The following is a 19137-nucleotide window of genomic DNA, read 5'->3' on the forward strand; positions in this document are numbered from 1 at the left end:
CAGGACTTTTCTTGTTTCAGCGACACGCGCTTATGCTGCGCGACGACCTAGGGTCCGGTCTGATCCATCAGCGGCGAGGGCCTGGCCCATTGAGGTGCGGTCTGAGCCGTCGGCAGCGATGGCCTGGCCTTGTGGGGTCTTGTCATAACCGTCTTCAACCAGGCCTTGTTCCTCGAGGCGGTTGCGGCCGTTTTCAGCCAGAGCCTGACCCTGCGGCGTACGTTCCGAGCCATCGGCAGCAACAGTCTGCTGTGGTTCGTTGACCTGGGTGAAGAAACGATCTTCCTGATTGCTCGGTACGGCGAATGCGCTGGCGCTGAGGGCGAAAGTGGCGACGGCGATCAGTTGGCTTACAGTTTTCATGGCGGTGACTCCGGTCAAGTTGAGATTGAGGTCCGGGTCGTTCAGATCCGTATCTGGTTAACCCGTTGCAGTGGTGTGTTCTGCATGGGTTCAGATTAGGGGGCAGGGCGGTGTCGGCGTTAGGCGGATACTGTTGGCGACTTGCCTGATTCTGCTCGCTGAAGATGATTTACAGGCTAGCGACCTTATGGCTTCACGGCGCCGCGAGCAATCAGGTTCCGCCAGTGAGATAGCTTTGCACTTGCCTGACTACATCGCGAGCGCTGCGGGTTACGCCGATCAATGTTGCAGAAGCGAGCCCCGTCCAGTCGCCATAACCCACCAGCCACAGTTCGGGCATCGCAACGCTTCGGCTTTCGTCCACAATCACTTTGCCATCCCGGCCGACAACGCCCAGGTTGTTCAGGTGGTCGAGCGCTGGAGAAAAGCCCGTGCACCAGATGACAACGTCCACCTTTGTCTCGATCCCCGATGACCACACAACCCCTGTCGAAGTAAAACGCGTGAACGGCCGTACTGCGTTCAGTACACCGCGTTCGCGAGCTTCCTTCACCGGTGGCACCATGACGATGTCTCCCAGCCCTCCAACGGGCTGTTGAGGCTCGACGCCATCCTGCTGCGCCTTCAGTCGAGCAGTAGCGCGTTCGAACAGGACGCGTCCATCCACCTCATCAGGTAGAAACGTTGGGGCCTGTTGCGTGACCCAGGTTGCCTGCGCCACTTTGGAGACCTCGGCGTAAATCTGGGCGCCGGAGTTGCCGCCACCGACGACAAGGACGGTTTTACCCGCAAACCCGTTCGGCCCGACGTAATGAGCGGAATGAAGCTGCCTGCCTGCAAACAACGCCTGGCCGGGATAGTCCGGCACGAACGGGCAGCTCCAGGTGCCTGTTGCACTGATAACCGCTTTGGCGTCCCAGTGTTTGTCCTTTGAGATAACGCGCAACCCGCCTTCGATCTTCTCGACACCGGTCACCCGCGTGGAGCGGATGATGGGGAAGTCATACCGTCGCTCGTATTGGGCCAGGTATTCGACAACATCGTCCCGCCCGGGCGTCCCCTCGGATATGGCCGGCATCGGCCAGCCTGCAATCGAGCTCCATGCCGACGGCGAGAAGAGCCGCAGCGAATCCCAGCCATGCCGCCATGCGCCTCCCGGTCCCGGCTCGGCATCGAGCAGCACGTAAGACAAGCCTGTGCGCTTCAAAAAATAGGCGACTGTCAGCGCGGATTGGCCACCACCAATGATCACGACATCAAGTTTCGAATTCTGACTCACCAGCATCCTCCCGGCGCAAAGGCCTCAACGTGTGAAAGATCGTGGTGAGCTCATACCGTTTCCGCACACAGGTATCAAATTGAACGCTGGTTGACTCGTCTGGACAGCTCTTCGGCGGATTCCTTGCGCTCGGAATAACGGTCGACCAGGTAATCCTGACGATCGCGCAAGAGCAGCGTGAACTTCATCAATTCTTCCATCACGTCCACCAAGCGGTCGTAGTACGAAGAAGGCTTCATGCGACCCGCTTCATCGAACTCGGTGAACGCCTTGGCCACGGAAGACTGGTTCGGGATGGTGAACATCCGCATCCAGCGGCCAAGTACCCGCAACTGATTGACCACGTTGAAGGACTGCGAGCCGCCGCAGACCTGCATCACAGCGAGGGTTTTGCCTTGCGTAGGTCGTACAGCGCCCAGCGCCAGCGGAACCCAGTCGATCTGCGCTTTGAACACGGCACTCATGGAACCGTGACGCTCAGGAGAGCACCACACCTGACCCTCTGACCATTGCATCAGCTCGCGCAGTTCCACGACTTTGGGATGCGTGTCGGGTGCGTCATCAGGCAGCGGCAGACCCGCAGGGTCAAAAATCCTGGTTTCGGCGCCAAACTCATTCAGCAGGCGTGCCGCTTCTTGCGTGACCAGACGACTGAATGAGCGCTCTCGCGTCGATCCGTATAGCAGCAAAATGCGAGGTTTGTGGGGCGAAGGATTACGAGGAGACAGCTGCTCCAGCGTAGGAATGTCGATCAGGTCGGCGTGTACGTTTGGCAATGTCTCTTGCATATGAACTCCTGCGGCGGCACCTGGAGGGGGGGCGCCTCGGTTGATCTTCAAAGCGAACCGATGCGGTTCAGTTCAGCTTGCAGTTGGTCAGGGCTCATGGTCTTGAGCGGCAGTGCGAGAAACGCACTCACGCGTTCCTGGATTTTGGCCAGTGTGGTTGCAAACGCTGCGGTGATCTCGGCTTCCGACCCGCTAGCCTCAGACGGGTCGGCCAGCCCCCAATGCGCCTTCAAGGCTGGGCCGAAAAAGATCGGGCATGCTTCTCCCGCAGCCCGATCACAGACGGTGATCACGATGTCCGGAGGCGAGCCCTCAAAAGCATCCGAAGCCTTGCTGCTCAAGCCCACTGTGGAAATACCCGCCGCCTCCAGCGTTTGCAGTGCCCGTTGATTCACCCGGCCACTGGGAAAGCTGCCTGAGCTGACAGCGTCTACGCCCTCGGGCGCCAAATGGTTGAAAAGCGCCTCGGACAGAATGCTGCGGCAGCTGTTGTGGGTGCACATGAACAAGATTTTCATCAGACGATTCCTTGATTCAGAAACTGAGGCGCAGTGCCAGGGTGGTTGATCCGGTGGGCATGAATCAGCTGCACATGGCCTGATTGATCGGTCGGTCGCTCATGCAGCACAGGCGCTTGGCCTCGGTTTCCAGCCATGGCTGATTGGCGTCTGCCACTTCCTTCAGAACTGCTGCCACCCACGCGGGCACATCAGGATTCAGCCGGTAGTACACCCATTGACCCTGGCGACGATCCAGCAGCAAACCGGCGGAGCGCAGCAGCGCCAAGTGGCGAGAAATCTTCGGCTGACTGAGGTCGAGTGCTGCCGTCAGCTCGCATACACACAACTCGCCTTCGCGCACGACAAGCAGGGAAATTTTGGCCCGGGTGTCATCGGCCAGACACTTGAACAAAGTGGTGGGGGTCATGGGTTCTGTCATACATCCTCCAGAAGCTTGTGTCTTGACCAAAACGAAGAGCCTGATGCGCTTGCGGATGTCGTGACGCGTAGGGTGAAAGGCGGCGGGATGATTGCCGAGCAATGGATACGGATAACCGAATATACGCATAGTCATATATCTGGTAAAGCGAATATAACAGGGGTTGAACCGTCGAGACTGATAGCGACGGACCGCGCGGATAGTGCCCGCGATTTGTCTGATTCCAACTGATTGAAAATAGCCATTGACTTAGAGCACGCTCAAACCTTTACGGTGATGACATGAATCCAGAACTGACAATTTCACAGTTGGCCAAGCGCCTTGATTTGAGCGCTCACACGATCCGCTATTACGAGCGCATCGGGCTGTTCGACCCGGTTGGGCGCGGTGGCAATGGCCACCGGGTGTACGCCGAGAAGGATGTGCTGTGGGCCGAGTTTCTGCTCCGGTTGAAGGCGACCGGAATGCCGATCCAGCAAATGCTGCGGTATGCCGAACTGCGCCGATCAGGCGACTCGACCCTGGCAGAACGCCGCGAGCTTCTCGAGCAGCATCGCCGGGACGTGCAAGCGCAGATCAGCCAGTTGAGCCAGTCCCTGGAGGTTCTGGATAACAAGATTCAGATCTATCACCAACTCGAGCAAAAGGAGCATCACCATGATCCGTAAACTTCCCGGTTTCAACCGCTTGCTGTCCGCCACATTGATTGGCGCAAGCGTGACCAGTGTGGCAGCGCCCGTGGACATGACTGATCGTCGAGCGCGCGGAGAAGCCGCTCTGACGCAGATTACTGGCGGACCTGGTCAGGCAGTGGTTGATTCATTGAAGGATACTGCTCCAGAGCTTGCGGACTGGATTCTGAGTTTTGCCTACGGCGATGTCTTCGCCCGCCCCGGGCTCGATCACTGCACTCGTGAGCTGGCAACCGTTGCGGCACTGACCGCACTGGGCAATGCACAGCCACAACTGAAAGTGCATATCGGCGGCGCCCTGAACGTCGGGTGCACACCGGAGGCGGTGGTCGATGTGATCTTGCAAATGACCGTATACGCAGGATTTCCCAGCGCCTTGAACGGTATAACGGCTGCGCGTGAAGTCTTTGCTGCTCGCGGGATCAGTGTTAAATCCTAGGTGCGCACGCTGCAGAAACTGCGGGATAAAGCCAGATTCAACCTACCACCCACCCCCCATGCAACTGCACAAACCGCACCTGCAGCCATTCGATAAACACCTGCACCTGCGCCGGCAAATGCGTGCGGCTCGGGTACAAAAGCGTCACTGGCCGAGGCAGCGGGCGCAGCGGTTGCAGAATTTCCACCAGAGCACCGTTAGCCAGATGCTCTGCCACCGCGATACCCGGTGCCTGAATAATGCCGAAGCCCGACACGCCACACTGCACGTAGGCGTTCGACTCGGTGACGGTAATACCTTGGCGGCTGACGTAGGATTTCTGTTTGCCCTCAACTGAAAACTGCCAGGGCAAGGTGCGGTTGTTCTGGCCCGAGAGAAAGTTCACGCCTTGATGGTTCGCCAGATCTCCAAGCGTTTCCGGTGTGCCGTGCTCGCGCAGGTATTCGGGCGCGGCGCAGGTGACCATGGTCGCCAAGGCGATAGGGCGGGCGATCAGGGTTGAGTCGGGCAGCTCGCCGATGCGCAGCGCGCAGTCGATGCCTTCGCCGACCAGATCAACCGCACGATCGGTGACGCCCAGCACCATATCGATGCCGGGGTAGGTGTCGGTGAATTCGCGCAGGCTTTTGATGAATTCCAGCTGCGCGAACGCCGTGGGAATGTCGATGCGCAGGCGGCCGGACAGCGTGGCTCCGGTGCGATCGAACATTGTGGTGGCGGCGGTGATCTCGGCCAGAATTTCCTGGACCCGCTGATAGAAAAGTTCACCCTCGGCGGTGAGTGCGACTTTCCTCGTAGTGCGCTGGAACAGGCGCACGCCCAGCGATGTTTCCAGTTCCTGAATATAGCGAGTGACCTGCGGCCGGCCGATGTCCAGCGACTCAGCGGCTTTGGTGAAACTGCCCAGCTCCGCCAGTCGGGCGAACAGGCGCATTGATTGCAGTAATTCCATGACTTTTCCGGTGAGCTTCAGTATCTGGATTTGTTGCCTGAGAATAGAACAATCATGTCTGTTTCCAGGCATTTATTGCGCTGATGTAAAAGCCAATCATGGCCCCAAGGCAAGCCCGCTGAGGGATTGCGGCCAATAATGCATTTGGAGACACATCATGAAAGCGTGGTTACTGAAAGATTTCGGGCTCGACAATCTGCAACTGGGCGAGACGCAAACCCCGCAGCCCAAGGCTGGCGAGCTGCTGGTCAAGGTCGGCGCGGTCTCGCTGAATTTTCGCGACAAGGCCATCGTTGACGGTATCTACGAGCCGCACCTGGTGCCGAAACCGCTGATTCCGGTGAGCGATGCCGCCGGTACCGTAGTTGCAATCGGCGCCGGTGTTACTCGTTTCAAGGTTGGCGACCGCGTCAATTCACATCTGTACTCGCGCTGGTTGGATGGCGAGCCGGGGCCGAGCGAGCCGGATTATTGCTTCGGTTCGCCGCTGCCCGGTGGCCTCGCCGAGTACATGATCATTCATCAGGACAGCGCCGTCGGCGCGCCGGCCAACATGAGCGATGAAGAGGCGGCGACACTGCCGATCGCCGCACTGACTGCGTGGTATGCGCTGGTGGATTTCGGCGCTATTCAACCGGGCCAGACTGTGTTGGTGCAGGGTACCGGCGGCGTATCGATTTTCGCCGTGCAGATCGCCACCGCGCTGGGCGCCAAAGTCATCGCTACCTCAAGCAGCGATGAAAACCTGCACGCGGTAAAACGTCTGGGCGCGGTCGCCGGTATCAACTACCGCAGCACGCCGAACTGGGCGGACGAGGTGCTGAAACTCACCGAGGGCAAGGGTGTGGACCTGCTGCTCGATGTGGCGGGAGGCAATGGCATCAATCAGTCGGTAGCAGCGACCAAGGCCTCGGGGCGGATAGCGCAGATTGGCTTTCTGACAGGGCAGACCGTCGAGCTGAACCTGATGCCGCTGATCTTCCGCCAGACCACCATTCGCGGCATCGCGGTGGCACCGCGTTCATCGTTCGACCGGATGAACGTGTTCCTCGCCGAGCACGATATTCGGCCGGTGATCGACCATGTGTATCCATTCGAAAAGGCGCGCGATGCCTATGAGCATCTGGCGAAGGGGGCGTTTGGCAAGGTTGTGATCAAGGTAGGCTGACAACGAAAAAGGCGCCGATCAAGGCGCCTTTTTTGCTGGTCTGGTTTTTTACGGCTCGCCTCGCTCAACCATCGCGCGCCATTGCTGCACACTCGGACGTTGCTGCATGCGCGCGTGCCATTCGCGCAGTGCCGTGCAGTCTTCCGGGACTTCCAGCTCAACCAGCGCCGAGAAGATCATCCCGCCCAACACGGCGATGTCCGCCATGGAAAAACTGGTGCCGGCCACGAACGGCTGCTGACGCAGCAAGTTGTCGAAATAGCGCATGCCGCGCACAGCCTTGTCCCGCATGCGCATGCCCCATTCAGCGTTCTGGTACAGCTCCACTTTCGGGCCGAGTCCCGGGGTTGCATGGTGGAAATACACGCTGACGGCATCGAGAAATTCGATCTCGGCACGTTTGGTCAGCATGTGTATTCGTCCTTGCTCAATCGGTGTGCGGCCGGTGAGGACAGGGTTGCCATCGAGAACGTCCAGGTATTGCGTGATGGCCGTGCATTCGGCGAGCAGCGTGCCGTCTTCCAGCTCCAGCACTGGCAGCGTTCCGGAGTAGTTCAAGCGCAAGAACTCGGGGTTCTTGTGTTCGCCTTTCCACAGATTTACCGAGACGAATTCGGTGCGGGCCAATAGCGATTTTTCCGCCAGGGCGATGCGCACGCGCGCCGGGTAGGGGCCGTTGTACCAGTCGTAGATTTTCAATGCGGAAATGGAGTGAGCGTCGTTTTGAGTCGAGTTAGCGGTCATTTCAGTTGCCCTGCCTGTCAGTTGGTAGGCAAAGACTGCGACCAGAATTTATTCCTGTCAATCCCCTACCTGCCAATTGGCAGGTAAATCTTTCGCGGGTACACTCCGCCCCATTGACCGATAGTCAGCGAGGACACAGACATGAGCGTGAACGCACGCGAAGCTATTCTGGACGCCGCCAAAACAGCGGCGCAGACCCACGGCTACAACGGCATCAACTTCCGTAGCATCGGTGAAGTGGTGGGTATCAAGAACGCCAGCATCTACTATCACTTTCCCAGCAAGGCCGACCTCGGCGCGGCAGTTGCCGAGCGTTACTGGCAAGACGCGGCCAAGGCGCTGGACGGTATTCGTGAGGCCAATCCCGAGCCGCATCAATCCCTGAAGCTGTACCCGTCGATATTCCGCACTTCGCTGGAGAACGGTAATCGGCTGTGCCTGGTCAGCTTCATGGCTGCCGAATACCAGGATCTGCCAGACCCGGTGAAGGACCAGGTGAAGAAGTTCGCAGAGGTCAACATCGAGTGGCTGACCCAGGTGTTGATCGCTGCAGGAGCTGCCGACGAAGACAGCTGCGAGGCGCGGGCGCGGGCGATTTACGCGGCGGTGGCCGGTGCGCAGTTGATTGCACGCAGCCGAGGGGATATTGCGTTGTTTGATGAGTTGATCGGCAGCTACGAAAACGCCGGGCTGATTTCGGCGGATTTCGCTGAGTAGCTTGCCACTTGTGCCGAAATCCACTGCCTGCTGTAAGCCAGCACATGGTCAGCAGTGGCGGTCGGGAAGTGAATGAAGCCATGCGGACACTCTGGCAGCACGTACATCTCCACCGGCGCCGCTTGCTGCCAGCGCTCAGCGATGAGTCGCGAGTCATCCAGCAGCGGATCGATGTCGCCGGCAAACAGCAGTGCTGGTGGCAGTCCGCTGAAATCGCCGTACAGCGGCGACAGCGGTGGCTGGCGTCGTTGTTCGTCGCTGATATCCGGCGTGAGCAGGCGCAACGCTTCGACCATGCCGGGGCCGTCGAGCACCAAGGTATCGGCTGGCGCGGCGCGCACGCTGGGCGTGCCGGTCAGGTCGTAGACGCCGTAATACAGCAGCGCGCCGCAGATCCGTTGCAGCAGTTGCGGCGAATATTTGAGGGCGAGCAGGGTGGCCGCCGCCAGATGCCCACCGGCCGATTCACCGACGACGACCACGGGCAGTCCGGCAAATTCGCCATCGTTCAAGATGCCTCGAGTGGCCCGCAGACAGTCTTCCAGCAAGCCCTCGATTGGCGCCGACACCGCCAGCCGATAATCCACCGACAGCACCGCCACGTCGCAAGTGTTGACGATGGCGATGTTGAAGTTGTCGTTCATCTGCGCATTGCCGATCACCCAGCCGCCGCCATGGAAATCCAGCACTACGCCTCTGGCTTTGCCCTTGGGACGGATGATGCGTACCGGCACCGTGTCGATGATCTTGCATTCGGCGCTCAGCCCATGCTGGCGCAGCTTGCCAGCGCCGCCGATCTGACCCGCCCGCAGCAACGCCTGAATCAGCCGTGGGGTGAGGCGATTGCGGATCTTGAAACGCGGCAGCCAGGCGAGCTTTTTGTTAAACGCGCGAACCTGTGCCAGCTCACGCTCGCCTTGCGGCCATGGAAAATCGCTCACAGGCGATTCTTCATCAGGATCGAGCAGTTCAGCGCCGCCGCGACGCACAGCCACGCCAGATAAGGGAACAGAATCAGCCCGGTGACCACGTCCAGTTGCAGGGCGAGCACGACCATCACCGCAACCACCACCCACAGCACCGCCAGAATCACCAGCGCCGCCAGCACCTGATGCGCGCCGAAGAACACCGGCGTCCACAGCGTGTTCAGGGCGATTTGCGCGGCCCACAAGGCCAGCACCGTTTGGCTGCCGGGGATCAGGCTCAGGCGATAACCGGCCCAGGCCAGCAGCAGGTAGATGATCGTCCACGCTACCGGAAAGGCCCAGTTGGGCGGGGTGAAGGAGGGTTTGGTCAGCGATTCGTACCACGGGCCGGGTTTGAACATCACGCCAGTGGTTGCCGCCGCCGCGCAGGCCAAGAGGAAGATGAAAAAGGTCATTGCCAGTCCTTAGCTGTGATCAGCTGTTGTGGAGAGTTAAGAAGAGGACGCTTCGCTGCGCAAAAAGTTTGTTCGCAAATGCAATTTGGCAGTCAGGTTGAACTAAAAGCTGACCGCTGCGTCAGGATAAACAGTGCCTTTTCCCACCGACGCGGACGACAACATGTACACCTATCACATCGAATACCGTTTCAACGGCGAGCCTCGTACTTATCTGCTCGAACTCAAGGAAGCGCAACTGGCCGAGCACGACGCGGCGATGCATCTGCTGGAACTGCATCTGGGCGATGCCGAAAACAGCCTGGTCATGCCCACGGCGGATTCGACGCCAGAGCAGATTCTCGAGCAGGCTGAGCGGGTAGGGATTACGCATATCCGGGTGGTCAGCCGCACCAATTGACGCCCGCATGCGGCGCAGGCGTTAGCAGAATGTGCTCTGAATTCAGGCCATGCGCCGCAATACCAGCACCATCCCCGCGCCCACGAGGCCCATGCAGGCGATCAGCACGGGAAAGGACATCCACCATGGGACGCCGGACGTCATCATGCTGAACTCCGACATGCCACCGATGCCGGCGATCAGGTTCAAAGGAAGGAATACGACGTTGATCAGTGTCAGCTTGCGCAGGGCCCGGTTCATGCTGTTGTTGGCAAGGTTGCCATGGGATTCGATGAGGTTGGCGAACACCTTGGCGTGAATTCTGGCCTGCTGAAAGCTTTGTTCGTTTTCCACGATCAGATCGTTCAGCGCAGCCAGTTGACTGTCGCTGAAGCCCTGACGCTGGCCGTGGTTGCGCAGCAGCGTCAGCACCGCACCGTTACTTTGAATCGCATTGACGTAGTACACGAGGCTTTCGCTCAGGTTGTACATCTGCGCCAATTGCTGATTGTCCATTGCCCGCGTGAATTGCTGTTGAATCTCCCGGGCGATCTGTTTGACCACGCGCAAATGCCCGAGATAGTGATGAACGCTTTCAGCGAGTAACGCCATCAGCACGTCCAGCGGCCCGGTCATTTGCGCATCGTGCTCAAGACCCGAAAGCAGCGAGTTGCTCGCGCAAATGACCACCAGGCGTTTTTCGCTCAGCACCACTCCGAAGGACGAAACGTTGAATGCGCGCCCGTCGAAGCTTTCCGGACGCTTCCAGATCAGGAACAGGTGATCTGGCTTGACCTCGATGCGGGCCACTTCATCTGGGTCCAGCGACGACTCTATCGCTTGTGCGCCAATGCCCAGGCGTCTGTGCAAATCCAGTTGCTCGGCTGCGTCCGGGGCGACACACAGCCAGACAGTCGCCTGGTCCTCCGATGTCCTGTGCAGGGCGCCGCAATCAATGCAATAGCCTTCAATCATTGCTCACCACGCTTGGCCACGGTGTTTGAGCTCAAGCCTTTGGGTAAAAGCCTGTAATACGCGCCGGTACAATTCGTCGCCCAGCACCGCATCTTCGATGCCGGCGTCGAGGTTGGGGTTGTCGTTCACTTCGATCACCAGTACCCGATCGCCCGCCTGCTTGAGGTCGACGCCGTAGAGGCCGTCGCCGATCAGCCGCGCCGTCTGTACGGCGAGCTGCACGACTGCGGGCGGGGCTTGCTCGACCGGCACCGCCTCGCACATTCCGTTGATCTCGCCGGGCAGCGCCTTGTGGTTGTAAATCTGCCAATGCCCCTTGGACATGAAATACCTGCAGGCATACAGCGCTTCGCCATTGAGCACCCCGACGCGCCAATCGTATTCGGTGTAGCAATACTCCTGCGCCAGCAGCAGCACCGAGTGTTCGAATAACTCCTGCGCGGCCGTGGCCAGCGCTTGTGCATCGGCGACCTTGATCACACCCCGTGAAAAACAGCCATCGGGGATTTTCAATACCAAGGGAAAACCGAGGCGACGCCCTGCGTTTTCGAGTTCCTGCGGACGATCCTTGTAGAGTATTTCCGTTGCCGGCATGCCCAGCCCGCGACGCTTCAGCAAATCGGCCAGATAAACCTTGTTGGTGCAGCGCAGGATGGACGACGGATCGTCAATCACCACAAGGCCTTCGCTTTCAGCCTTTTTCGCGAACCGATAGGTGTGATCATCCACTCGCGTTGTTTCGCGGATGAACAGCGCGTCGAATTCGGCGAGACGTGCGTAGTCCTTTTTCTCGATCAGCTCGACATCGATACCCAGCTGTTCGCCCGCAGCGATGAAACGCTGCAATGCCTCGGGGTTAGACGGCGGCAGGGCTTCGTCAGGATCATGCAGGATGGCCAGGTCGTAGCGGGCCACACGTTTGGAGGCGGGCTGACGCCACGTTCTGCGATTGAACGCGTCCAGTGCGTCGGCGAAAACATGCTGCTGTTCATCGCGAAGTTTGTGCAGTGCACCGGCTTTGATGCCTGCGATCTGCCAGGTCTCACCACGGCGGAATTCCACCAGCAGGATAGGGCAGGGGAACGCCTCGAACAGCTGACGGCCGATCTCTTGCAGCGGCTCGATCGAGGCCTTGCCGAAGTACAGCGACAGCGTGAAGGCTTCGGTTTCGCCGTATGGATGGTTGGCCAGCGCCCGCTCCAGGGTGCGCTCCAGATCATTCAGCCCGACCCCGTAAAGCGCTTTGCGCGCCAGCTCGCTGACGGTGCGTACCGAGGGGAAAACCTTGTGTCCGCGCGCTTCGGCCAGCAATGAGCAGTAATAGCCCTGACCGAGGTATTTGTAATTGCGGCAGAGGTTTATGACCTGGGTGCGATGAGGAAAATCATCGCTGTGTTCAAGGTAATCCTGAGCCAGCATCAGGCTCTCGCTGGGCAGGTAATCAGCCCAGTCATCCTTGCGTTCGACCAGTATGAGCAATCGACTTCCCGAGGGCTTGATACTGGGAGGTTCCTCGCTGAGGGAGATTGTCGAATGCTCGGTTTTGTCTAATACTTCGTTCACGTTGGCTTGCACCGCTGACATGAGTAATGAATCCCTGTTGAAGAAGACGCCGCTTCAATAAATCACGGGCCTTTCGGTCTGTCCCGGTTCGTTACTCAAACTTTACGGTGCGGTCATGTCTTTTGATTTTCGCTTTGCATCCACTGACGATATCGACGATCTGGTCGAATTGGAGCGGATGTGTTTTACCCTCGACCGGTTGAACCAGCGCAACTTCAGCTGGATGCTCAGTAGAGCCAATGCCGCGTTGATTGTCGTTACCTCAGGCGCAATCCTTTGCGGTTACGCACTGGTGCTTTTTCACCGTGGCACCTCACTTGGACGCCTGTATTCGATTGCGGTCAGCCCTGCGTGGCGCGGACATCAACTTGGCCAGCGTTTGCTGGAACAGGCCCAGGCCTGCGCATTGGCGCGCAACTGCGCATGGCTGCGGTTGGAGGTGCGCGCTGACAATACCGCTGCCATCCGCCTCTACGAAGCCAATGGCTATCAGCGCTTTGCCAGCGTCGAGGACTACTACGAAGACCACTGCGAGGCGTTGCGCTACGAGAAACGCATCCTGCGCGAAACACCTGCCCCCGCCCGGCAAGTGCCGTATTACCAGCAGACCACCGAGTTCACCTGCGGCGCCGCGTGCCTGCTGATGGCCATGTCTGCCATCGACGCGAGCCGTGCCATGACCCGAGCGGAGGAAATCCAGCTGTGGCGCGAGGCAACCACCATTTTCATGACGGCGGGGCACGGTGGCTGCAGTCCTCAGGGCCTCGCACTGGCGGCCTGGCGGCGCGGTTTCGATGTGCGCCTTGAGGTCAGTCACGCGGGCTCGCTTTTTCTTCACGGCGTACGCAGCACGGAGAAGAAGTCGATCATGAAACTGGTCGAGGATGGGTTTGCCCAGGAACTGGCTGCCACGCAAGTCGAGCAGGTGCTGGGTGATTATCTGCAGATCGGCGCTGCGTTGGCGGCCGGATACAAACCGCTGGTGCTGATCAGCAGCTACCGATTCACCCGCTTGAAAGCGCCGCATTGGGTCATCATCACCGGGTGTGACGAGGACTTCGTCTACTTGCATGATCCTGATGTTGACCACAGCAAACTCAAGCGCGGCCTGGACTGCCAGCACTTGCCGGTCAGTCACCAGGAATTCCTGCGCATGACGGTGTTTGGCGTACAGCGGGTTCGCGCAGCCGTGATGCTGCGCTCCCGTTGAAGAGCGGTGGCTAGGCGCCGAGCACTTCCTCGCCGATACAGTAGCGGTCCCTGCCTTTCTGCTTCGCGGCATACAGCATTTTGTCAGCCGACTCGATAAGAGTGGCGGGGCTCACTTCATGTTCGGCGGGTTTGCCAACCGCAATACCTGCACTGGCGGTGACGTGACCCAGCGGATGGGCTCTGTGCTCCAACTGCAAGGATCGAATGGCCTCAAGAATTTCCTCAGCCACAAGCGCCGCCCCGCGAATATCGGTGTTGGGCAGCAACACGGAAAACTCCTCGCCGCCATAGCGCACGGCGAGATCACCCGGCCGTTTTACCGCCTGCGCAATGGCCTGGCCGACGGCGCTCAGGCAATCATCACCTGCCGCGTGCCCATAGCTGTCGTTGTAGAGTTTGAAGTGATCGACGTCGATCATGATCAGTGAGATCGACGAACCCTGGCGTCTGGCCAGACGAATTTCGTCAATCAAGGCAGTGTCCAGTCGCCGACGGTTGGCCAGCCCGGTCAGGCTGTCGGTCAAGGCCATGTCCTTCATGGCCTGGTGTGCCTTGCGCAAATCCTTTTCCATCACCATCCGTTGGCGCAGTTGCCTCAAGACGATCAGTCCGAAGACCGTGAACGCGGTGATCACCGACATCAACACAAAGCCGGTTTTGATCAGGTCCCAGCGCCACGGCGCAATGATCGATTCGCGGGACAGGCCGGTTTCGACCACCAGCGGATAGGTGCTCAAAGCTCTGTAACCGTACAGACGCTGGGTGCCGTCGACGACGGCTCGGACCTCGGCGATCCCTTGATTGGAAAAGGGCAGGTAGTTCTTGAACACCTCACTGTCGGCGAGGCTCTGACCGATTACCGAAGCGATGAAAGGACGACGCACGAGAATGGTTCCGTTGCGCAATGCCAGCACCAGCGCACCCTTGTCGTCGATCTTGAAATCACCGTAATAGTCGACGAAGTAACTGACCTTGATCGTCCCCAGCAGCACGCCGGCGAAGGAGCCGTCCGGGTTATTCAAGCGGCGGGAAATCGGGATGATCAGGTCGTCTGTGGATTTGCTTTTGACGACATCACCGATACGCACGTTTCGATCAGTGTTGGCGCGGTGATACTGGAAGTAGTCGCGGTCGGCGTTGTTCGCCGGGTCCGGGATCATTTCCTTGTCGGTGACGATCCATTTGCCGTCCGGGCCGTAGATAAACAGTCCATGCAACTGCGGCATCAACTTGGCTTGCTGGACCAGCAGGTTGTGGATGCGCGGTACGTCGATGTTCTGCAGACCGTCGCCTTCGACGCGCTCGCCCAGGGCGGCGGTCAGCACATCGACCTGGCGGATGGCGTCTTCGGCATGTTGCGCGGTTGCCCGCGCGAGGTTGGTGACCGAATCACGCGCCGACGAGAAGGCTGCATGATAGTCACGCCAGGTTCGCCATCCCTCCACGCCGAGAAACGCCAGAATGACCGTCAGCATGAAGATGACTGTCAGGCGGAAAGCGGCTATCTCGCTGGCAGCTTTGATGGGAGCGGTTTCTGCGGCGTCATGCCCCTTGGTTTTGGGCATCTTACGACCGAGCATCTGAGGGTCCTTATGCTTGTCATCTCTCATCTCTTGAAAGATGACCATCCTTTTCCACCTGGAATTCAATTTACTGCCTTGGCCAGGCGGTCGCGATTGGATCGTTCAAAGCCGTGCCGGGTCAACATCTGTAATTGAAGCGCGCCTTGAGGTGAGACTTGTGAGCGATATCATCACGGCCGGTGAATTGAACATCGACCTGCGCAATGCCAACGAAACCGGCCTGTTCAAATGGCTGCTGGCGAGTTTTCTGATGGGCAAGAGGATTCAGGGCGCCATCGCCGCCAAGGCGTATCAGGTCATAGTAGAGCAGCATCACAACGACACCCCGCAAAAGCTCGCGCAGTGTACGCACCGTCAACTGGTGTCGATGCTGGGGCAGGCGCGTTACGTTCGTTACGATGAAAGCACGGCGTCGCGACTGCTCGCGCTGGCCAACAAGCTCAACAGCGAGTACGCCGGTAAGGTGAGTAACATCGTGGCGGCGAGCGCGGATCGTAAGGCGCTGGAGAAGCGCCTGTCCGAGTTCGAGGGGATAGGGCCGAAGACCGTCGAGATCTTCATGAGGGAAGCTGCGTCGGTACTTTTCTGAACGCCCGGTTCTGCATTGAAGACGGTGGCAACACTCGGCTCACAGAGCAGCAAGTCTTCCCGCCAGTTCGCGGTCAATGGATGGCTGCCACCTCCGATTGCTGGACTGTGGCTTGATCGGCAAAATTATTCGGCAGCAGGGTGCCCAAGCCGAATACATTCACCGCCATGCTGACTTTCAATCCTCGACAGGCCTGTTTGCAGTCCAGCTCAAAACCGGCGTATGCGTGCTCCATCAAACGTTGAAAATGTTCAGAGGTCAGTGCCAGGACTTTGCTGCTTTTCATGTGTTTTCCTTGAGCAAGTGGCGACCCCGGTCCGGGGCCGCCGGACGGGTTCAGACATCTTTGCCTTGTACATAACCGGAGCCCAGATCAGCACCGGTCACCGGCTCGCTGAGTGGGTCAGAGGCTGTACGAGTCTTCATCGCTTCCAGCACCTGTTCGTCTTCGGCCGGAAGGCTGACGGTCGCCAGACCATCGCCGCCGTCGACCGCAGGCTCTGGGTTTTCCACGTACTCCCACGCACCGCCCTCGTTCCAGGGGCCGCGCACATTAGGCTCGCCAGACATGTTGAAGTACTTGTTGGTGAACTCCGGCATGCCAGGCAATTTGCCCTGCGGGAAGTTCGGCTGGATCGAATGCAGGGCTTTTTCGAAGGACTGCTGATGGGCGATTTCCCGCGTCATCAAGAAGCCAAGCGCCTCTTTCACGCCCGGATCATCGGTGATGTTGATCAAGCGTTCGTAGAGGATTTTCGCCCGCGCTTCGGCTGCGATGTTCGAACGGAAGTCGGCAGTAGGTTCGGTGATCGAATCTACATACGCCGCTGTCCACGGTACGCCAGCGGAATTGACCAGAGGCGCGCCTGCGCCGTACAGCAGGCTGGTGATGTGCGAGTCATTACCGGCGCCATTCAGCGCACGGTACAGCTCACCTTCCTCTTGCACGCCCTCGGCGAGTTGACCCTTGGCACCTCTGTTGAGCATGACGATGATCGAGCCGACCACCTCCAGATGGCTCAATTCTTCGGTGGCAATGTCCAGCAGAAGGTCTTTGCGTCCCGGATCTTCCTCGGCCAAGGCTTGGGTGAAATAGCGCGCTGCTGCGGCCAGTTCGCCATTGGCGCCCCCGAATTGTTCCAACAGCAGATTGGCCAGACCAGGGTTGGGCTCGGCCACGCGAACGGTGTACTGAAGTCGCTTGTTATGTATGAACATTCAAATTTTCCTCAGACCAGGCTATCGCGCTTTTGCCCTGGTGGGCGTTAGCGCATGCATAGTTGTGAGGAGTGGGTGGAGCGGAAATTTCGTTTATTGCAGGCCGGCTGGACGGACGGCAGAGGGCGGAAAGTTCCGGAAACAGGACGGTTGGCTTGACCCTGTTCCACGACCAATGTGGGAGCGAGCCTGCTCGCGAATGCGGTACGTCAGTCACCGATTTGGCGGCTGATCCAGCGCTTTCGCGAGCAGGCTCGCTCCCACAATGGTTCGTTGGCAATCAAGCGATCTTCAACGCCCTCAGCACCACCAGCGTCTGCTCGGCGAAGACCTGCGCCTGTGCGGTCAGGGCCGCAATGTTGGCTTCGGCAGTGAGCAGCGGCTGGCCGTTCTCTACCAGCACTTCACCTTGTTCGCTGATCACACTCCACGCCAGTTGCGCCCACTCGGCTGGCTGCTGTTTGCCTTGCTTGATCGAAATCAGGAACAACTGCTGGAAGCGGCTGACCGTCACGCCACCGCCAGTGACCGGGCTGGCCAGGGTCTGGATGTTGGCGCCGTACAGCGAGCGTTTGCACAGTTGCAGATTGAGCGCGGCGCAGCGACCGCTGACCTGCGACTCGGCGGCCTCGCTCTGGCACGGAGCGACAGCGCCCATACCGATCAGCACGGCCAGGGCTTGTTCGAGGTCGTCGTAAGCCAGCGCAGCCTCGGACAGCAATTGGCGCATCGATTTGGCCGCATAGTTCTGTGCCGCCAGTGCATCGAGCACCGGGCCGTAAATCTCCGGTTGCAGCGTCGCTTCGCCGGCGGGACCACTGACCGAGCCCGCCACGGTTTCCCAGGGTTGCAGCAGCACGAAACGGCTGTGCAGCATCCTCGCGCGGCGTTCGGCAGCGGACAGGCGCGTCGCGCCACGCACGTACAGGTCGCGGCGGAAGTGCTGGTTGACGAAGTAGTCCCGCGCTTGCTCGCGCATGATCGGGTGTTCGATGGTTTCCAGAAAGTCCATGCCTTCGGCGCTCAGGTTGAGCGGGTCGACCGAGTCCAGCGGCACTGCCGTGGTGGCGTAGTCGAGTTTGGCCGGGGCCAGCGCGTCGACCATGTCGGCGAAGTACATGCAATTCCAGTCACGGTTGAAATACTCGTGGGCGACGTAGTGACGATCCTGGCCCTTGATGCTCTGCAGCCGCGCGCCGAGACTCGGCGCCGCAGCGGCATACTTCGGATTGGCCGCGAGCAACGCTTCGGAAAACTCCAGTGCGGCGTCAATACGCTCATCGGAGCGCGCCGAGGCATTGGCGAAACGGTCATGCAGGCTGAACAGATTGCGCAGCGGCGCCGACGGCGACCAGCCGGGGAAGCAGTTGTAGCTGACGTAGAGCATGCCGCCCGGTTTCAGGTGACGGCGGGCGAATTCGACGATCAGCTTCTGGTTGTCGCGGCTGACCCAGGTCCAGATACCGTGCAGGCTGATGCTGTCGAACTGCGGCAGGTCATTGCGCGCCATCAACTGTTCGAAACTGTCGTCGTACAGGCGGGCGCCATTGTTGGCGGCAGTCGCGAGGTCGATGGCATGGGCTGCCATACCCGGGTGAAAGTCCGTACCGACAAACGAACCCGGGTTGGCGGTGGCGTGGATGTTGATCGACACGCCCTGACCGAAGCCCAGTTCGCAGTGCACGCCGTCGTTGCTTTCCAGTGTGGCGAACCCACGCAACAACAGGCAGTAACGCAGGAACACCGGATTGATCTCCCGGCTATAGCTGTAGGTGTAGCCTTCGTCGGTGAAATAACCTTCGTTCCAGGCGTTGCTCATGGGTACAGCCTCTTGTTCTTGAAAGTGATGGCAGTCTTATAAGGGGTTGGCATTGCGCGCGACAAATTGAAAAAACGGATACTTCCCCAAACCCTGTGGGAGCGAGCCTGCTCGCGAAAGCTTTTTTTCAGTTTGAATATAATCGGCTGACACGCCGCTTTCATGAGCAGGCTCGCTGCCACAGGGATCTTCAACACATTCAAGCAGGATTGATGGACCGATCACGCACCCCACGGCCCATTCGCGCAGGCATTTTGTCGCCTGCCGAAACTGTCATATTCCTTCCCTCTCGCCTGCCCATAGTGACCAGCCCAACGCTGATTTCATGAGGCTGCAC

The 19137-nt window shown here is 59.2% G+C and carries 22 protein-coding genes; 7 read left to right on the top strand and 15 right to left on the bottom strand.

All coding sequences use genetic code 11. The annotated features are described in order from the left end of the window. Positions 1-30: 30 nt before the first annotated feature. The 5 genes from AB9L16_RS10260 to AB9L16_RS10280 form a co-directional block, all read right to left on the bottom strand. Positions 31-363 carry a hypothetical protein gene (locus tag AB9L16_RS10260; protein ID WP_150742660.1) on the bottom strand — a complete coding sequence of 111 codons (333 nt, stop codon included), beginning with the start codon at positions 361-363 and terminating at the stop codon, positions 31-33. A gap of 211 nt (positions 364-574) precedes the next feature. Continuing rightward, the gene (locus tag AB9L16_RS10265; RefSeq protein WP_375123486.1) at positions 575-1648 is read right to left on the bottom strand and encodes an ArsO family NAD(P)H-dependent flavin-containing monooxygenase; all 1074 of its coding nucleotides are present in this window, start codon (positions 1646-1648) and stop codon (positions 575-577) included. Between the two features lie 68 nt (positions 1649-1716). Continuing rightward, the gene (gene arsH / locus AB9L16_RS10270) at positions 1717-2430 is read right to left on the bottom strand and encodes an arsenical resistance protein ArsH (RefSeq protein ID WP_375123487.1); all 714 of its coding nucleotides are present in this window, start codon (positions 2428-2430) and stop codon (positions 1717-1719) included. A gap of 47 nt (positions 2431-2477) precedes the next feature. Next, a complete protein-coding gene (locus AB9L16_RS10275; protein ID WP_095179654.1) occupies positions 2478-2948 on the bottom strand; it encodes an arsenate reductase ArsC in 471 nt (156 codons plus the stop codon). Positions 2949-3012: 64 nt separating this feature from the next. Then, the gene (locus AB9L16_RS10280; RefSeq protein WP_056784934.1) at positions 3013-3369 is read right to left on the bottom strand and encodes a metalloregulator ArsR/SmtB family transcription factor; all 357 of its coding nucleotides are present in this window, start codon (positions 3367-3369) and stop codon (positions 3013-3015) included. Between the two features lie 281 nt (positions 3370-3650). Here AB9L16_RS10280 and AB9L16_RS10285 point away from each other — a divergent pair, with 281 nt between their 5' ends. Together AB9L16_RS10285 and AB9L16_RS10290 are read left to right on the top strand one after the other, a co-directional pair. Beyond that, entirely contained in the window at positions 3651-4037 is a 387-nt protein-coding gene (locus tag AB9L16_RS10285; protein ID WP_056784936.1) for a MerR family transcriptional regulator, read from the top strand. 70 nt (positions 4038-4107) lie between these two features. Continuing rightward, entirely contained in the window at positions 4108-4500 is a 393-nt protein-coding gene (locus tag AB9L16_RS10290; protein WP_370593534.1) for a carboxymuconolactone decarboxylase family protein, read from the top strand. A gap of 37 nt (positions 4501-4537) precedes the next feature. Here the strand turns inward: AB9L16_RS10290 and AB9L16_RS10295 are convergent, their stop codons facing one another. After that, positions 4538-5452, bottom strand: coding sequence for a LysR family transcriptional regulator (locus tag AB9L16_RS10295; RefSeq protein ID WP_056784938.1), 915 nt, complete (start codon positions 5450-5452; stop codon positions 4538-4540). 157 nt (positions 5453-5609) lie between these two features. Between AB9L16_RS10295 and AB9L16_RS10300 the strand changes: the two genes are divergently transcribed. Continuing rightward, positions 5610-6620, top strand: coding sequence for an NAD(P)-dependent alcohol dehydrogenase (locus AB9L16_RS10300; RefSeq protein WP_056784940.1), 1011 nt, complete (start codon positions 5610-5612; stop codon positions 6618-6620). Positions 6621-6668: 48 nt separating this feature from the next. Here AB9L16_RS10300 and AB9L16_RS10305 read toward each other — a convergent pair whose 3' ends face one another. Then, complete coding sequence (locus AB9L16_RS10305; protein WP_252887741.1) at positions 6669-7364, bottom strand: glutathione S-transferase; 696 nt, start codon at positions 7362-7364, stop codon at positions 6669-6671. Positions 7365-7505: 141 nt separating this feature from the next. Between AB9L16_RS10305 and AB9L16_RS10310 the strand changes: the two genes are divergently transcribed. Beyond that, positions 7506-8081, top strand: a complete 576-nt coding sequence (locus AB9L16_RS10310) for a TetR/AcrR family transcriptional regulator (RefSeq protein WP_375123488.1) — start codon at positions 7506-7508, stop codon at positions 8079-8081. Here the strand turns inward: AB9L16_RS10310 and AB9L16_RS10315 are convergent. After that, on the bottom strand, positions 8039-9022 hold the full coding sequence (locus AB9L16_RS10315; RefSeq protein ID WP_375123489.1) for an alpha/beta hydrolase: 984 nt from the start codon (positions 9020-9022) through the stop codon (positions 8039-8041). The two genes, AB9L16_RS10310 and AB9L16_RS10315, sit on opposite strands and share 43 nt — an antisense overlap. Then, entirely contained in the window at positions 9019-9462 is a 444-nt protein-coding gene (locus tag AB9L16_RS10320) for a TspO/MBR family protein (protein ID WP_041480509.1), read from the bottom strand. Before AB9L16_RS10320 ends, AB9L16_RS10315 begins: the two co-directional genes overlap by 4 nt. A gap of 133 nt (positions 9463-9595) precedes the next feature. Here AB9L16_RS10320 and AB9L16_RS10325 point away from each other — a divergent pair, with 133 nt between their 5' ends. After that, complete coding sequence (locus AB9L16_RS10325) at positions 9596-9862, top strand: hypothetical protein (RefSeq protein ID WP_041480507.1); 267 nt, start codon at positions 9596-9598, stop codon at positions 9860-9862. Between the two features lie 42 nt (positions 9863-9904). On the opposite strand, the gene AB9L16_RS10330 is transcribed toward AB9L16_RS10325, so the two are convergent. Together AB9L16_RS10330 and AB9L16_RS10335 are read right to left on the bottom strand one after the other, a co-directional pair. After that, positions 9905-10816: a magnesium transporter CorA family protein gene (locus AB9L16_RS10330; protein ID WP_150742655.1), complete on the bottom strand. Its 912-nt coding sequence runs from the start codon at positions 10814-10816 to the stop codon at positions 9905-9907. Between the two features lie 3 nt (positions 10817-10819). Next, complete coding sequence (locus AB9L16_RS10335; RefSeq protein WP_323621000.1) at positions 10820-12400, bottom strand: RimK family protein; 1581 nt, start codon at positions 12398-12400, stop codon at positions 10820-10822. A gap of 94 nt (positions 12401-12494) precedes the next feature. Between AB9L16_RS10335 and AB9L16_RS10340 the strand changes: the two genes are divergently transcribed. Beyond that, positions 12495-13589 carry a GNAT family N-acetyltransferase/peptidase C39 family protein gene (locus tag AB9L16_RS10340; protein WP_375123490.1) on the top strand — a complete coding sequence of 365 codons (1095 nt, stop codon included), beginning with the start codon at positions 12495-12497 and terminating at the stop codon, positions 13587-13589. A gap of 10 nt (positions 13590-13599) precedes the next feature. Here the strand turns inward: AB9L16_RS10340 and AB9L16_RS10345 are convergent, their stop codons facing one another. Further along, positions 13600-15171, bottom strand: a complete 1572-nt coding sequence (locus AB9L16_RS10345; RefSeq protein ID WP_375123491.1) for a diguanylate cyclase — start codon at positions 15169-15171, stop codon at positions 13600-13602. 160 nt (positions 15172-15331) lie between these two features. On the opposite strand from AB9L16_RS10345, the gene AB9L16_RS10350 reads away from it, so the two are divergent. After that, positions 15332-15763, top strand: coding sequence for a DNA methylase (locus AB9L16_RS10350; protein ID WP_375123492.1), 432 nt, complete (start codon positions 15332-15334; stop codon positions 15761-15763). Positions 15764-15836: 73 nt separating this feature from the next. Here the strand turns inward: AB9L16_RS10350 and AB9L16_RS10355 are convergent, their stop codons facing one another. The 3 genes from AB9L16_RS10355 to AB9L16_RS10365 form a co-directional block, all read right to left on the bottom strand. After that, positions 15837-16049, bottom strand: a complete 213-nt coding sequence (locus AB9L16_RS10355) for a hypothetical protein (protein WP_095179668.1) — start codon at positions 16047-16049, stop codon at positions 15837-15839. 50 nt (positions 16050-16099) lie between these two features. Beyond that, complete coding sequence (locus tag AB9L16_RS10360) at positions 16100-16981, bottom strand: manganese catalase family protein (RefSeq protein ID WP_041480494.1); 882 nt, start codon at positions 16979-16981, stop codon at positions 16100-16102. A 280-nt stretch (positions 16982-17261) separates the two neighbouring features. Beyond that, positions 17262-18800, bottom strand: a complete 1539-nt coding sequence (locus tag AB9L16_RS10365; RefSeq protein ID WP_375123493.1) for a methyltransferase regulatory domain-containing protein — start codon at positions 18798-18800, stop codon at positions 17262-17264. Positions 18801-19137 lie beyond the last annotated feature (337 nt).

The sequence above is a fragment of the Pseudomonas sp. LW8 genome, from assembly GCF_041956865.1.
In the GTDB taxonomy this organism is placed as follows: Bacteria; Pseudomonadota; Gammaproteobacteria; order Pseudomonadales; family Pseudomonadaceae; genus Aquipseudomonas; species Aquipseudomonas siliginis.

What these genes read in the sequence shown, in the direction of transcription:
- AB9L16_RS10260 (WP_150742660.1), bottom strand. Translation starts at nt 363, where the DNA reads ATGAAAACTGTAAGCCAACTGATCGCCGTCGCCACTTTCGCCCTCAGC.
- AB9L16_RS10265 (WP_375123486.1), bottom strand. Translation starts at nt 1,648, where the DNA reads ATGCTGGTGAGTCAGAATTCGAAACTTGATGTCGTGATCATTGGTGGT.
- arsH (WP_375123487.1), bottom strand. Translation starts at nt 2,430, where the DNA reads ATGCAAGAGACATTGCCAAACGTACACGCCGACCTGATCGACATTCCT.
- AB9L16_RS10275 (WP_095179654.1), bottom strand. Translation starts at nt 2,948, where the DNA reads ATGAAAATCTTGTTCATGTGCACCCACAACAGCTGCCGCAGCATTCTG.
- AB9L16_RS10280 (WP_056784934.1), bottom strand. Translation starts at nt 3,369, where the DNA reads ATGACAGAACCCATGACCCCCACCACTTTGTTCAAGTGTCTGGCCGAT.
- AB9L16_RS10285 (WP_056784936.1), top strand. Translation starts at nt 3,651, where the DNA reads ATGAATCCAGAACTGACAATTTCACAGTTGGCCAAGCGCCTTGATTTG.
- AB9L16_RS10295 (WP_056784938.1), bottom strand. Translation starts at nt 5,452, where the DNA reads ATGGAATTACTGCAATCAATGCGCCTGTTCGCCCGACTGGCGGAGCTG.
- AB9L16_RS10300 (WP_056784940.1), top strand. Translation starts at nt 5,610, where the DNA reads ATGAAAGCGTGGTTACTGAAAGATTTCGGGCTCGACAATCTGCAACTG.
- AB9L16_RS10305 (WP_252887741.1), bottom strand. Translation starts at nt 7,364, where the DNA reads ATGACCGCTAACTCGACTCAAAACGACGCTCACTCCATTTCCGCATTG.
- AB9L16_RS10310 (WP_375123488.1), top strand. Translation starts at nt 7,506, where the DNA reads ATGAGCGTGAACGCACGCGAAGCTATTCTGGACGCCGCCAAAACAGCG.
- AB9L16_RS10320 (WP_041480509.1), bottom strand. Translation starts at nt 9,462, where the DNA reads ATGACCTTTTTCATCTTCCTCTTGGCCTGCGCGGCGGCGGCAACCACT.
- AB9L16_RS10330 (WP_150742655.1), bottom strand. Translation starts at nt 10,816, where the DNA reads ATGATTGAAGGCTATTGCATTGATTGCGGCGCCCTGCACAGGACATCG.
- AB9L16_RS10335 (WP_323621000.1), bottom strand. Translation starts at nt 12,400, where the DNA reads ATGTCAGCGGTGCAAGCCAACGTGAACGAAGTATTAGACAAAACCGAG.
- AB9L16_RS10340 (WP_375123490.1), top strand. Translation starts at nt 12,495, where the DNA reads ATGTCTTTTGATTTTCGCTTTGCATCCACTGACGATATCGACGATCTG.
- AB9L16_RS10345 (WP_375123491.1), bottom strand. Translation starts at nt 15,171, where the DNA reads ATGCTCGGTCGTAAGATGCCCAAAACCAAGGGGCATGACGCCGCAGAA.
- AB9L16_RS10355 (WP_095179668.1), bottom strand. Translation starts at nt 16,049, where the DNA reads ATGAAAAGCAGCAAAGTCCTGGCACTGACCTCTGAACATTTTCAACGT.
- AB9L16_RS10360 (WP_041480494.1), bottom strand. Translation starts at nt 16,981, where the DNA reads ATGTTCATACATAACAAGCGACTTCAGTACACCGTTCGCGTGGCCGAG.
- AB9L16_RS10365 (WP_375123493.1), bottom strand. Translation starts at nt 18,800, where the DNA reads ATGAGCAACGCCTGGAACGAAGGTTATTTCACCGACGAAGGCTACACC.